Source organism: Micromonospora sp. DT62 (assembly GCF_049847285.1).
Lineage (GTDB): Bacteria > Actinomycetota > Actinomycetes > Mycobacteriales > Micromonosporaceae > Micromonospora > Micromonospora reichwaldensis.
On the sequence record NZ_JBNCOB010000001.1, the window covers coordinates 480,214 to 493,671 of the forward strand.

At 76.4% G+C, this 13,458-nt stretch carries 8 protein-coding genes and 1 pseudogene; 4 read left to right on the forward strand and 5 right to left on the reverse strand.

Annotated elements, in window-relative coordinates:
* Window positions 1-9: 9 nt before the first annotated feature.
* The 3 genes from ACPXCB_RS02160 to ACPXCB_RS02170 all read right to left on the reverse strand — a co-directional run bounded on the left by ACPXCB_RS02160 (window position 10) and on the right by ACPXCB_RS02170 (window position 4,014).
* Entirely contained in the window at window positions 10-489 is a 480-nt protein-coding gene (locus tag ACPXCB_RS02160) for a Na(+)/H(+) antiporter subunit C (protein WP_425871631.1), read from the reverse strand.
* Window positions 486-3,320 carry a Na+/H+ antiporter subunit A gene (locus ACPXCB_RS02165; protein WP_425871633.1) on the reverse strand — a complete coding sequence of 945 codons (2,835 nt, stop codon included), beginning with the start codon at window positions 3,318-3,320 and terminating at the stop codon, window positions 486-488. Before ACPXCB_RS02165 ends, ACPXCB_RS02160 begins: the two co-directional genes overlap by 4 nt.
* 307 nt (window positions 3,321-3,627) lie before the next feature.
* A complete protein-coding gene (locus ACPXCB_RS02170; RefSeq protein WP_425871635.1) occupies window positions 3,628-4,014 on the reverse strand; it encodes a hypothetical protein in 387 nt (128 codons plus the stop codon).
* Window positions 4,015-4,186: 172 nt separating this feature from the next.
* On the opposite strand from ACPXCB_RS02170, the gene ACPXCB_RS02175 reads away from it, so the two are divergent.
* The gene (locus ACPXCB_RS02175; protein ID WP_425871637.1) at window positions 4,187-8,782 is read left to right on the forward strand and encodes an ATP-dependent helicase; all 4,596 of its coding nucleotides are present in this window, start codon (window positions 4,187-4,189) and stop codon (window positions 8,780-8,782) included.
* A gap of 9 nt (window positions 8,783-8,791) precedes the next feature.
* On the opposite strand, the gene ACPXCB_RS02180 is transcribed toward ACPXCB_RS02175, so the two are convergent.
* Window positions 8,792-9,376, reverse strand: a complete 585-nt coding sequence (locus ACPXCB_RS02180; RefSeq protein ID WP_425871639.1) for a hypothetical protein — start codon at window positions 9,374-9,376, stop codon at window positions 8,792-8,794.
* Window positions 9,377-9,522: 146 nt separating this feature from the next.
* Between ACPXCB_RS02180 and ACPXCB_RS02185 the strand changes: the two are divergent.
* Window positions 9,523-9,888: pseudogene (locus ACPXCB_RS02185) on the forward strand (GNAT family N-acetyltransferase); the annotation flags it as partial.
* A gap of 258 nt (window positions 9,889-10,146) precedes the next feature.
* Window positions 10,147-10,935 (forward strand): SAM hydrolase/SAM-dependent halogenase family protein, encoded by a 789-nt coding sequence (locus ACPXCB_RS02190; RefSeq protein WP_425872124.1) that lies wholly within the window; start codon window positions 10,147-10,149, stop codon window positions 10,933-10,935.
* 133 nt (window positions 10,936-11,068) lie between these two features.
* Here ACPXCB_RS02190 and ACPXCB_RS02195 read toward each other — a convergent pair whose 3' ends face one another.
* Window positions 11,069-12,274, reverse strand: a complete 1,206-nt coding sequence (locus ACPXCB_RS02195) for a hypothetical protein (RefSeq protein ID WP_425871641.1) — start codon at window positions 12,272-12,274, stop codon at window positions 11,069-11,071.
* 110 nt (window positions 12,275-12,384) lie between these two features.
* Here ACPXCB_RS02195 and ACPXCB_RS02200 point away from each other — a divergent pair, with 110 nt between their 5' ends.
* Entirely contained in the window at window positions 12,385-13,326 is a 942-nt protein-coding gene (locus tag ACPXCB_RS02200; RefSeq protein ID WP_425871643.1) for a zinc finger domain-containing protein, read from the forward strand.
* Window positions 13,327-13,458: the final 132 nt, after the last annotated feature.

Genomic DNA, 13,458 nt, shown 5'->3' on the forward strand with positions numbered 1-13,458 from the left:
CGTACCCGGTCATGCGGGGCCGTCCCCGCGGCGGAGCCGGCGCGGCGGCTCCGGGTCGACCTGCTCGGGGTCGGCGTCCGGGCCCTCGCCGCCGAGGTCGGCGGCGGCCAGTTCGCTGCGCTCGGCCGCCTGCCTGATCTGCCGGTCCTCGATGTCGTCGGGGACCTCGTCGTCGCCCGTGAGGTACCAGCTGCGGTAGCTCACCGCCAGCAGGAACGCGGTCAGCCCGAAGGTGATCACGATGGCGGTGAGGATCATGGCCTGCGGCAGCGCGTCGCTCAACGTGCCGGCGGGCGCCGTGCCGACCACCGGGGCGGCACCCGCGCGCCCGCCGACCAGGATGAGCGCGTTCACCCCGTTGCCGAGCAGGATGACGCCGAGCAGGATCCGGGTCAGGCTGCGTTCCAGCAGCAGGGTGACCCCGCAGCCGACCAGCACCCCGGCGGCGACGACCAGCACCAGGGTCGGTCCCGCGCCGCCCGTCCTCACGTCCGCTCCCCGTGCCCGTCGACCCGCAGGCCGCCCCCGGACTCGCCGGCCGCCTCGATGTGCCGGTCCACCTCGGCGCCGAGGCTGCGCAGGATGTCCAGCACCAGCCCCACCACGACCAGGTAGACGCCCACGTCGAAGAAGAGGGACGTGATCAGGTAGAAGTCCCCGATCAGCGGCAGCCACAGGTTGACCCGGGCGCTCTCGAGCACCGAGCCGCCCGCGAACAGGGCGACGGCGCCGGTGCCGATCGAGACGAAGAGGCCGGCGCCGAGCACCGTGCCGGCGCCGACCGGGGCGGCCTCGGCCAGCTCGTAGCGGCCGCCGGCCAGGTAGCGCACGGCCAGCGCCAGGCTCGCCACCAGGCCGCCGGCGAAACCGCCGCCCGGCGCGTTGTGGCCGGCGAAGAGCAGGAACAGGGAGAAGACCACCACCGTGTGGAAGACCAGGCGGGTCACCACCTCGAGCACGATCGAACGCTGCCGCTCGTGCAGGGTCGACCCGCCGCGCAGCCAGACCCGGTGCCCCGGCCGCTGCACCCGGTTCGGCCGCTCCGGGCGGCGCGGGCGGGGCCCGGAGCGGGAGCGCTGGAAGATCAGGCTGGCCACGCCGGTCGCGGCCACCACCAGCACCGACAGCTCGCCCATCGTGTCCCAGGCCCGGATGTCGACCAGGGTCACGTTGACCACGTTGCGGCCGTAGCCGTGGGTGACGGCCAGGTCCGGGAACTCGGCGGAGATGGTGGGCGCCCGCCGGGCCGAGGCGGCGGTCAGGGCCAGCCCGCCGACCACCACGCCGACCACCAGCCCGATCGTCCGACGCGCCCACTTCAGGCGTCTGGGTCGGGCCGAGAACCGCTCCGGCAGCCGGCGCAGCACCAGCACGAACACCGCGATGGTGGCGGTCTCGACGAGGAACTGGGTCAGTGCCAGGTCCGGCGCGCCGTGGACCACGAAGAGCATCGCCGTGCCGTAACCGGTCATGCCCACCAGCAGCATCGCCGTCAGCCGCCGGCGGGCGCCCACCGCCAGCACCGCCGCGACGGTCACCACCGCCACCACCACGACCTGCACCGGGCTGTCCCAGAGGGCGATCCGTTCCTGCCACGGACGGGTGGCCAGCATCGCCCCGCCGGGCACCAGGACGAGCACGACCAGGATGACGCCGAGGTACTGCGGCAGCGAGCCCCGCTGGGTCGCGCCGGTGACCCTCATGGCCAGCCGGTCGAAGCGGCGGATGAGCCACTCGTACCCCTGGTTGCCGGTGACCGGGACGTGCAGCCGGGCCAGCACCGGGGCGAGCGGGCCGCGCAGCGCGAACAGCGCCGCGCCGCCGGCCACCGCCAGCGCGGAGAGGCCGAGCGCGGGGCTGAGGCCGTGCCAGAGCGCCAGGTCCTCGCCGACGACGCCGAACGACTCGGCGTACGGGCGGAGCAGGCCGTCGAGGATCCCGGCGGCCGGTCCGGCGGCCAGCCCGACGGCGGCCAGCAGGGCCGGCGGGGCGAGCATCGACGCGGGGATCCGCCCGAGCACGGCCGGCTCCACGCCCGGGCGGGTGGCGAACGCGCCCCAGACGAAGCGGGCGCTGTAGGCGACGGTGAGCGCGGTGCCCACCACCAGCACGGCGACGACGGCGGGCCGGTCGGTGAAGGCGGCCAGCACGGCCTCCTTGGCGACGAAGCCGACCAGCGGCGGCAGCCCGGCCATCGAGGCGGCGGCGAGCACCGTCACGGTGACGAGCAGCGGTGCCCTGCGCCCCAGCCCGGACAGCTCCCGCAGGTCGCGGGTGCCGGCACCGTGGTCGATGATGCCGACGACGAGGAAGAGCGGCGCCTTGAACAGGGCGTGCGCCAGCAGCATCGCCACCCCGGCCAGCGCGGTGTCCGGGGTGCCGGCCCCGACGGCCACCGCGATCAGGCCGAGCTGGCTGATCGTGCCGTACGCCAGCAGCAGCTTCAGGTCGGTCTGCCGCAGCGCCGCCCAGCCCCCGGTCAGCATGGTCGCCAGGCCGGCGACCACGACCACGGGCCGCCACGGGCCGGCGGCCGCCAGTACCGGGGCGAGCAGCGCGATCAGGTAGACGCCGGCCTTCACCATCGCGGCGGCGTGCAGGTACGCGCTCACCGGCGTCGGCGCCGCCATCGCCACCGGCAGCCACGAGCTGAACGGCAGCACCGCCGACTTGGACAGCGCCCCGGTGAGGATCAGCACGACCGCCGCGACGAGGTACGCCCCGCCCGGCAGCGGGGCTGCCGTGATCTCCGACCAGCGGTAGGTGCCGGCGTGCCCGCCGAGCATGATGAACCCCACCAGCATCGCCAGCCCGCCGAACGTGGTCACGGTCAGCGCCTGCGCCGCCGCCCACCGGCTGGAGCGCCGCTCGGTGCTGTGCCCGATCAGCAGGTACGAGAAGATCGTGGTGAGTTCCCAGCAGACGTAGAGCAGCAGCAGGTCGTCGGCGAGGACCAGGCCGAGCATCGCCCCCGCGAAGGCCACCAGCACGGCCGCGAACCGGGCCACGCCGGCGGACTCCCGACCGAAGTAGTGGGCGCTGTAGACCAGGACCAGCGCGCCGACACCACCGACGAGCAGGGTCATCAGCCAGGACAGGGTGGTCAGCCGCAGCGCCAGGTCGACGCCGAGCTGACCGATCCACGGGTACGTCTCGACCACCGCGCCGCCGTCGTGGACGGCGGGCGTGCGGGCCAGCGCCCAGCCGAACGCCGCCGCCGGCGCCAGCGCCAGCGGGTAGCAGGCGCGGGGACCCCACCACCGGACGAGCAGCGGCGCGACGAGGGCCGCCGCGAAGTGGAGGATCAGCAGTACGAGCACCCGCGCTCCCGGTCGAGGTGGCTGCGGCGCGCGCCGGAGGTGGGACGGCACCTAGGTGCGATCACACGCCAGATCGTCGCCCGGCGGGCGGTTTTGCGCGAATTCGTCCCGTTGTCGCCCGTGTCCGGGTAACCGGCCGAGACGGCCGGCCAGCCGTCAGCCGGGGGGCGACGCGCAGGGGCGGCCGGGCGCGGGCGGGGAGCTGGGAGCTGGCCGGGGCGGAGGCGGAAGGGCGGACCCGCACCGCCGCGCTGGACGCCGCCGTGGTCCTCGCCACCGAGGTCGGGCGCAGGCGGAGGGGCGGGCGTCAGCCGACGGCGACGTCGGCGGTGGGGGCGACGGGCTCCCGGACGGGGCGCTCGCGACGGGGCTCCACCAGCAGGTCGGGGCGGCCGAGCTGGACCACGACCTTGTTGACCACCCGCTGGGCGGCGGCGAGGGAGCGCACCGGCAGCAGCCGGCCCCGGCTCTCCCGGCGCAGCACGAAGTAGTGCACCGCGGCGCGGACCTGCCCCCGGTCGGCCGCGCTGGCCTGCGCGGTGGAAGCGACCAGCTCCCGCAGGGCGGCGGCGAGCCGCTCGGCCAGCTCCAGCTCCGGGCCGGACAGCCCGGTGCGGACGGCAGCGAGGTGACCGTCGACCTTGCGGATGAGCACGTCGGTGCCGGGCTCGAAGCTCCGCTGCTCGACGGTCAATCCGATCTCCTCCACCCCGGGCCGACGCTTCGGGTGAAGTTACTTTATGTTGTGGGATACAAGCAAGCAGTTAAGTAAGACTTAACGGATTGAACGCGCAAACATCGCGTATGAGCCAGGGTGGGGCAATGACCCTCCGCCCACGGCCTGGATGTCACACCGCCGGGGCAGGATGGATGGCGTGACGGATGCGATGGCGGGTTTCGGCGCGGCCACCCGGGAGTGGTTCGGTGCCGCCTTCGCCGCGCCCACCGCCGCCCAGACCGGCGCCTGGGGCTCCGTCTCCGCCGGGCGCAGCGCGCTGGTGGTGGCCCCCACCGGCTCGGGCAAGACACTGGCCGCGTTCCTCTGGTCGCTCGACCGGCTCGCCCGCGAGCCCGCCCCGGCCGACCCCCGGCAGCGGTGCCGGGTGCTCTACGTCAGCCCGCTCAAGGCGCTCGCGGTCGACGTCGAGCGCAACCTGCGCACCCCCCTCACGGGCATCCGGCAGGCCGCCACCCGGCTCGGCGTCGCCCCGCCGGAGATCACCGTGGGGATGCGCACCGGCGACACCCCCGCCGACGAGCGGCGGGCCTTCGCCCGCACCCCGCCGGACATTCTCATCACCACACCCGAGTCGCTGTTCCTGCTGCTCACCTCCGCCGCCCGCGACTCCCTGCGCGGCGTCGAGACGGTGATCCTCGACGAGGTGCACGCGGTCGCCGGCACCAAACGCGGCGCCCACCTCGCGCTCTCCCTGGAACGCCTCGACGAGCTGCTGCCGGCCCCGGCACAGCGGATCGGCCTCTCCGCCACCGTCCGGCCCCTCGACGCGTGCGCCCGTTTCCTCGGCGGCGCCCGCCCCGTCGACGTGGTCGCGCCGCCCACCGCCAAGACGATCGAGGTCAGCGTCCAGGTGCCGGTGGAGGACATGACCCGCCTCGACGAGCAGGAGCCGCCGGAGGACGACCTCGGCGGCCTCGGCGCGCGCCGGGCGTCCATCTGGCCGGCGGTGGAGGAACGCGTCTTCTCCCTGGTCAGGGCACATCGCTCGACCATCGTCTTCACCAATTCCCGGCGCTCCGCCGAGCGCCTCTGCGCCCGGCTCAACGAGCTGGCCGGCGAGGAACAGGCCGGCGGGTCCACCCCGTCGCCGCGCGGCGCACAGGAGTGGGGCGGCCCCGAAGGGCCGGTGCGCGTCGGCCACACGCCGGCGGAGCTGATGGCGCAGGCCGGCGCGGCGGCCGGCGCACCGGCGGTGATCGCCCGCGCCCACCACGGCAGCGTCTCCCGGGAGGAGCGCAAGCACATCGAGGAGGCGCTCAAGTCCGGCCAGCTGCCCGCCGTGGTGGCGACCTCCAGCCTGGAGCTGGGGATCGACATGGGCGCCGTCGACCTGGTGGTGCAGATCGAGGCGCCGCCCAGCGTGGCCGCCGGCCTGCAACGGGTGGGCCGGGCCGGGCACCAGGTCGGCGCGGTCTCCCGCGGGGTGGTCTTCCCCAAGCACCGGGGGGACCTGCTGTCGTGCACCGTGGTGGCCGAGCGGATGGCCGACGGCGCCATCGAGGAGCTGCACCACCCGCGCAACCCGCTCGACGTGCTGGCCCAGCAGATCGTCGCCATGGTGGCGCTGGAGCCGTGGCGCGTCGGTGACCTGGCCGTGCTCGTACGCCGGGCGGCCCCCTTCGCCGAGCTGCCCGACTCGGCGCTGCACGCCGTGCTCGACATGCTCTCCGGCCGCTACCCGTCCACCGCGTTCGCCGAGCTGCGGCCCCGGCTGGTCTGGGACCGCGCCACCGACACGCTCACCGGCCGGCCCGGCGCGCAGCGGCTCGCGGTGACCAGTGGCGGCACGATCCCCGACCGGGGCCTCTTCGGCGTCTTCCTGGCGGGGGCCGAGCGGGCCGCCCGGGTCGGCGAGCTGGACGAGGAGATGGTCTACGAGTCCCGGGTCGGCGACGTCTTCCTGCTCGGCTCGTCGTCCTGGCGGATCGAGGAGATCACCCCCGACCGGGTGCTGGTCTCCCCGGCCCCCGGGCAGGCGGCGAAGATGCCGTTCTGGAAGGGCGACCAGCTCGGCCGCCCCGTCGAGCTGGGCCGGGCCATCGGCGCCCGGGTGCGTTCGCTGCTGCGGCAGGACGACGAGACGGCGGTCGCCGCGCTGCGGGCCGGCGGCCTGGACGACTGGGCCGCGGGCAACCTGATGGCGTACCTGCGCGAGCAGCGCACCGCCACCCGCTCCCTGCCCGACGACCGCACCGTCGTGGTGGAGCGGTTCCGCGACGAGCTGGGCGACTGGCGGCTGGCCGTGCACAGCGTGCTCGGCGCCCGGGTCAACGGGCCGTGGGCGCTGGCCATCGGCCGCCGGCTCGCCGAGCGCTACGGCGTGGACGCCCAGGTGATGCCGTCTGACGACGGCATCGTGGTCCGCCTGCCGGACACGGCGGACGAGCCACCCGGCGCCGACGTGGTGGTCTTCGAGGCCGAGGAGATCGCCCAGCTCGTCGAGGAGTCGGTCGGCACGTCCGCGCTCTTCGCGTCCCGGTTCCGCGAGTGCGCCGCCCGGTCGCTGCTGCTGCCCCGCCGCGACCCGCGCCGCCGCCAGCCGCTGTGGCAGCAGCGGCAACGCGCCGCCCAGCTGCTCGACGTCGCCCGCGAGTACGCCGACTTCCCGGTCACCCTGGAGGCCGCCCGGGAGTGCCTCCAGGACGTCTTCGACCAGCCCGCGCTGGCCGGGTTGATGCGCGACCTGGCCGCCCGCAAGGTGCGCCTCGTCGAGGTGGAGACCGCCCAGCCGTCGCCGTTCGCCCGGTCGCTGCTCTTCGGTTACGTCGGCGCCTTCCTCTACGAGGGCGACGCGCCGCTGGCCGAGCGCCGGGCCGCCGCGCTGGCGCTGGACTCGACCCTGCTCGGCGAGCTGCTCGGCCGGGTCGACCTGCGGGAGCTGCTGGATCCGGCGGTGCTGGCCGAGACCGAGCGGCAGCTGCGCTGGCTGACCGAGCAGCGCCGCGCGCGCGACGCGGAGGACGTGGTCGAGCTGCTCCGCGTGGTCGGCGACCTGTCGGAGGCGGAGCTGGCCGAGCGGGGCGCCTCCCCCGGCTGGCTGACCGAGCTGGCGGCGGCCCGCCGGGTGCTGCGGGTGCGCATCGCCGGCGAGGAGCGCTGGGTCGGCATCGAGGACGCGGCGCGGCTGCGCGACGCCCTCGGCGTGGCCCTGCCGGTCGGGGTGGCCGAGGCGTACCTCGCCCCGGTGGCCGATCCGCTCGGCGACCTGGTCGCCCGCTACGCGCGTACGCACGGGCCGTTCGCCGCCGCCACCTGCGCGGCCCGCTTCGGGCTCGGCGTCTTCGTGGTCGAGCAGACGCTGCGCCGGCTCGCCGCCACCGGCCGGGTGGTCGCCGGCGAGTTCACCCCCGACACGGCCGGCAGCCAGTGGTGCGACGCGGAGGTGCTGCGGCTGCTGCGCCGCCGGTCCCTGGCCGCGCTGCGCCGGGAGATCGAGCCGGTGCCGCCCCGCGCGCTGGCCGCGTTCCTGCCCCGCTGGCAGCAGGTCGGCTCGTCCGCGCGGGGAGTGGAGGCGCTGGCCACCGCCGTGGAGCAGTTGCAGGGCGCGGCGGTGCCGGCGTCGGCGCTGGAGCGGCTGGTGCTGCCCGGCCGCGTCGCCGACTACTCCCCCGCCCAGCTCGACGAGCTCTGTGCCAGCGGCGAGGTGCTCTGGGCCGGTTCCGGGGCCATCTCCGGCGGGGACGGCTGGGTCACCCTGGCCTACGCGGACATCGCGCCGCTGCTGCTCGCCCCGCCCGACGAGGCGCTCACCCGCACCCCGCTGCACGACGCGGTGCTGGACGCGCTCGGCGACGGGCAGGCGCTGTTCTTCCGGTCGCTGTCCGACCGGGTCGGCTCCACCGACGACGCCGCGCTGACCGCCGCCGTCTGGGACCTGGTGTGGGCCGGTCACCTCACCAACGACACCCTGGCGCCGCTGCGCGCGGCGCTCGGCGGCGGCGGGGCTCACAAGTCCCGTGCCACCGCGCCGCGCACCCGTTACCGGCGCCCCGGGCGGGTGGCCCTGCCGACGCGTGGGGGCCCGCCGACCGTGGCCGGCCGCTGGTCCCGCCTGCCGGAGCGCGACACCGACCCGACCCGGCGCGCCGCCGCCCTGGCCGACGTGCTGCTCGAACGGCACGGCGTGGTGACCCGGGGCGCGGTGATGGCCGAGCAGGTGGTTGGCGGCTTCGCCGCGGTCTATCCGGTGCTCTCCGCGCTGGAGGAACGCGGCGCCGCCCGGCGGGGCTACTTCGTCGAGGGACTGGGCGCGGCGCAGTTCGCGGTGCCGGGGGCGGTGGACCGGATCCGGGCGCTGGCCGAGCCGGCCGACGGCGGGCGGGGGCGCGGCGGGCCCACCCTGGTGCTCGCCGCGACGGATCCGGCCAACCCGTACGGTGCGGCGCTGTCCTGGCCGGAGCGGGTGGTCGACTCGGGCGACGGGACGGCCCCGGCGACCGGGCACCGGGCGGGGCGCAAGGCCGGCGCCGTGGTGGTGCTGGTCGCCGGCGACCTGGTGCTCTACGTCGAACGCGGCGGGCGGACGATCCTCTCCTTCACCGACGACACCGACCTGCTGACGGCGGCCGGGAAGGCGCTCGCCGACGCGGTCCACTCCGGCGCGCTGGGCGCGATGTCGGTGGAGCGGGCCGACGGCGAGGCGGTGCGCTCCACGCCGCTGCGCGACGCCCTCACCGCCGCCGGCTTCCGGGCCACCCCGCGCGGCCTGCGCCTGCGCGGCTGACCCGCACCGTCAGCGCAGGCCCGTGAGGACCTTCTCGTACCTGGCGCGATCGGCGGCGGGGGTCTTCGCCTCCAGGTAGTTGAGCACCACCGTGCCCCGCCGGAACGACTGGCCGCCCCACGTCTCGGCGATGTCGCTGGCGCTGGTCTCGTCGGGAAAGACGTACACGGTGACGGCGTCGGTCGCGACCAGCTCGGAGCAGCCCAGGCCGAGCCCGTCCGGGCCGCACTCGACCGACCGGTCCCGGGGGTTCGGCACCTTCAGCCCGGCGGCCTTGAACGCGTCGACGACCTGCCGCGCGCCGGGCATCCCGGTCGGGCGGGCCGGCAGCTTGACCGGCGGCGGGCTGGCGGGGCGGCGCTGAGTGGACCCGCTGGCGCTCGGACCCGCCGGGCTCGCCCCCGTCGGCGGGGCGGCGGCCGTCGCCGTGGCCTCCGCCGCGCCGCTCGGGCCCGGGGACGGTACGTCGGCCGGGGTCGACGCCGTGGCGGCCGGCGGCGCGGCGCGCCGGTCCTCCGCGTCGTCGCCGCAGGCGGCGGTGAGGGCGGCGGCGATCACGAGCACCGCGACGGCGGGCAGGCTCCGGTTGGTCACCCCTGGCAGTCTGCCCAACCGGATCCCGTCCCGGCAGTGGCCGGTCGGTCAGTGCGGCTGTCCCATTTCTGCCAGCCCGCCCCGGTCGACCGGGGCGGGCTGCCGGCGTCGGTACGATCCCGACCGGTCGACGAGGGGAGCCGACGATGACCGTGGTGGACGGGGCGGACGGGGTGATCGTCCGGCCGGCGCGGGCCGGGGACCGGGCGGCCGTGGACGCACTGCACGAACGCGAGTGGGGCGGGCCGTACGTCGTCGCCCACGACACCCGGTACGACCTGCGTACGCTGCCCACGCTGGTGGCGACCGACGGGGCCGGGGCGGTCGTCGGGGCGCTCGCCCACCACGATGACGCCGACGGGCTGGAGGTGGTCAGCGTGGTGGCCGCGACGCCCGGCGGCGGCGTCGGCACGGCGCTGCTGGCGGCGGCCGGCGAGGTGGCCCGGGCCGACGGCCGGGCCCGGCTCTGGCTCGTCACCACGAACGACAACCTGCGGGCGCTGCGGTTCTACCAGCGGCGCGGGCTGCGGCTGGTGCGCGTGGACCGGGGCGCGGTGGACCGGGCCCGCCGGCTCAAGCCGAGCGTCCCGGTGGTCGGCGAGGACGGCATCCCGCTGCACGACGAGCTGGTCCTGGAACTGCCCCTCACCGCCGACGGACCGGTCCCGGAACTGCCCCTCACCGCCGAGGGACGGGTCGCCGCCGGCCGCCCGGTCCACGGTCGGCAGGTCGTCGCCGGCCCGCCCGCCGGCGCGGCCCGCGCCCCGTGGATCTCGCTGACCACCGACTACGGCCTCGCCGACGGATTCGTCGCCGCCTGCCACGGGGTGATCGCGCGGCTGGCGCCGGAGGCGCGGGTCGTCGACGTGACCCACCTCGTCCCGCCGGCCGACGTACGCCGGGGCGCGGCGGTGCTCGCGCAGGCCGTGCCGCACCTGCCGCAGGGGGTGCACGTGGCCGTCGTCGACCCGGGCGTGGGCACCACCCGGCGGGGCGTCGCGCTGGCCACGCCCCGCGGGCTGCTGGTGGGGCCGGACAACGGTCTGCTGGTGGAGGCCGCCGAGGTGCTGGGCGGGGTGACCGGGGCCGTCGAGCTGACCGACCCGGAGTGGCTCGCGCCCGAGGTCTCCCGCACGTTCCACGGCCGGGACGTCTTCGCGCCGGTCGCCGCGCGGCTGGCGCTCGGCGCACCGCTGTCCGGGGTCGGCTCGGCGGTCGACCCGGAGTCCCTGGTCCGGCTGCCGGCGCCGGTGCTCCGGCGGGAGGCGGACGGGTTCACGGCCGAGGTGCTGACCGTCGACCACTTCGGCAACGTCCAACTGGCCGCGCCGGCCGACCTGCTGGCGCCGCTGCCGGTCCGGGTCCGGGTGCGACCGGACGCGGGTGCCGGGCCCGGGCGGGAGGCCGTGCACGGGCGTACCTTCGGCGACGCCGGACCGGGCGGGCTGCTGGTGCACGCCGACTCCGCCGGCCTGGTCGCCGTGGCGGTCAACGGCGGCCGGGCGGCGGACCTGCTGGCGGTGGCGCCGGGCGACCTGCTGCGCGTCGCGGCCGGCTGAGCAGCGGGCGGGCCGGGCAGGCAACGGGCCGACCGGGCAAGGGGTCGGGCGGGCGCCGGGCCGGCGGGGGCGGACGACCCGGGCGCCGGGCCGGACCGGGGCCGGCCGGCCCGGCGGGCGTACGCGGTGGTGGTCAGCAGAGCGGCACGGTGCCGCCGTAGACCGCCGAGACGTACGCGTGGCTGACGTACTGGCCGCCGGTGAGGCGGTTCCACCGGTTGGTGGTCCGGTACGGGCCGGCGACGGTCTGCCCGGTCACGTAGCACTCGATCGGCACGTTGGCGTACCGGGCGGCCAGGCCGCGCACCGCGTACCCCGTGCCGGCGCCGGCGCGGATGTTGAGCGGACCGTCGCCGACCACGCCGCGCGGGCCGTCGCCGGTCCACAGGTACGCCACGTCCACCCAGGCGTTGGTGGTGAGCTGCAACCCGTCCCAGAAGGTGCCGTCGGCGAGGTCGACGCCGGCCGGGTTCAACACGACCCGCCCGAACTGGTCCCGCCCGCCGTTGTAGCCGTCCTGGTAGGCCGCCTGTGCCTGCGGCCGGCCCTGCGGGAGGTCCTTCCAGTCCTCCCGGACGGCGCTGAGGTTCCAGTAGTCGTCCCGGGTGTTCCAGGGGCCGACGTCCCAGACCGGGGCGTACTCGCAGCGGCTGCCCGTGGTGGTGCAGACCCGCACGGTGTAGTCGCCGGTGTTCCCCGGGGCCAGGGCGCGCCGGGACGGCAGCGCGACGAAGTGGTCCCCGACCACGATCGTGTGCCCGTTGGCGGTCACCTCGCCGACCAGCCCGATCCGCGTCGCGTACACCCGGTAGGTGCGGCCGGGCGAGGCGGCGACGGCGGCGACGGTGTCGGCGGTGAGTCGCACGGCGCGCACCTCCGCGGTCGCGCCCGGCCGGCTCGCGGTGAGCACCACCCGGGTCTGCACGCGGGTGACCGGCCGGTCGAAGACCGCCCCGCTAGCGGCCTCGCGCCACTCGGTCCAGCCCGCCGCCCGCCAGCCCCGCACCTGGGCCTCGGCGGTGCCGCCGGCGGCGGTGCGGGCGTCGACGGCCGCGCGGATCCGGGTGGCCGGCCGGGCCAGGGTGCGCGGCGACGCGAGGAAGATCCCCTCGGCGACCGCGCTGCGGGGCGCGCGGGCCGGCGCGGGGCGGGGGTCGGCCAGGCGGAGGCCGGCGCGGGTGTGCCGGACGTTGACGTCGTCGGCGTCGACGCGGGAGAGGTCGGTGCTCCACCGTTCGCCGCCGTCGGCGGCGAGCGCGGGGCTCGGGGCGGGTACGAGAGCGAGGGCGAGGATGACGGTCAGGGCGGCGGTACGGGCGCGACGTTGGGGCAGAATCATGGGCATTCTCCTCAGAACTCCCTGATCGTGCCCTTGTCAGTAGATCGACAGGAACCTCCATACAAATAGCGACACATGCGAATTCGACTCGGACGAGGAAGGATGGACGGGTGCCCGAAGGCGACACCGTCTGGAACACCGCCCGCGTACTGCACCGTGCCCTGGCCGGCGCCCGCCTGACCGGCAGCGACTTCCGGGTGCCGCAGCTCGCCGCGACCGACCTCGCCGGCTGGACGGTGCGGGAGTCGGCCAGCCGGGGCAAGCACCTGCTGCTGCGGCTCACCGCCCCACCGCACGCCACGCCACCGCCCGACGCCCCGATCGCACCGCAGGCCGGCACGGCCTTGGCGCAGGGTGACACGGCCTCGGCGCAGGGTGACACGGCCTCGGCGCAGGGTGGCGGTGCGGCCGGGGACGCGGCCCCGGGAGACGACGGCGGGGCGCGCTGGACGCTGCACTCGCACCTGCGGATGGACGGCGCCTGGCGGGCGTACGCGTCCGGGGAACGCTGGACGGGCCGGCCGGCGCACCTGATCCGGGTCGTGCTGCGCAGCGCGCGGGCGGTCGCCGTCGGCTACCACCTGCACGAGTTGGCGCTGGTGCCGACCGCCGACGAGGAGTCGCTCGTCGGGCACCTCGGCCCCGACCTGCTCGGCGCGGACTGGGACCCGGCGGAGGCGGTGCGCCGGTTGGCCGCCGACCCCGACGTCACCATCGCCGAGGCGCTGCTGGACCAGCGCAACCTGGCCGGCGTCGGCAACCTCTACAAGTGCGAGGTGCTCTTCCTGCGCGGCGTCTCGCCGTGGACCCCGGTGCGCGCGGTGCCGGACCTCGCCGGCACCGTCGCCCTGGCGCAGAAGCTGCTCGCGGCGAACCGGGGCCGCTGGACCCAGAGCACCACCGGATTGCTGCGCCGGGGGCAGACCAGCTACGTCTACGGCCGGCGCGCCCAGCCCTGCCGGCGGTGCGGCACCGCGATCCGCAAGGAGGAACTGGGCGAGCGGGTCACCTACTGGTGCCCGGTCTGCCAGCCGGAGCGTCCCGCCGACTGACACGGCCGGGCCGGTGCGGCACGCAGCCACCCGGTCGGCGTGTCGGGCGGGACACTCCGCCGGCACGGCGGTGAGTCGCAGCCCTCCCGCAGATACGGACGATTGGGTACTTCCTAACATCGCCGTCGAGGT

Excerpts from the sequence above, each read along its gene's own strand:
- ACPXCB_RS02195 (WP_425871641.1), bottom strand. The coding sequence starts at position 12,274 with ATGATTCTGCCCCAACGTCGCGCCCGTACCGCCGCCCTGACCGTCATC.
- ACPXCB_RS02175 (WP_425871637.1), top strand. The coding sequence starts at position 4,187 with ATGGATGGCGTGACGGATGCGATGGCGGGTTTCGGCGCGGCCACCCGG.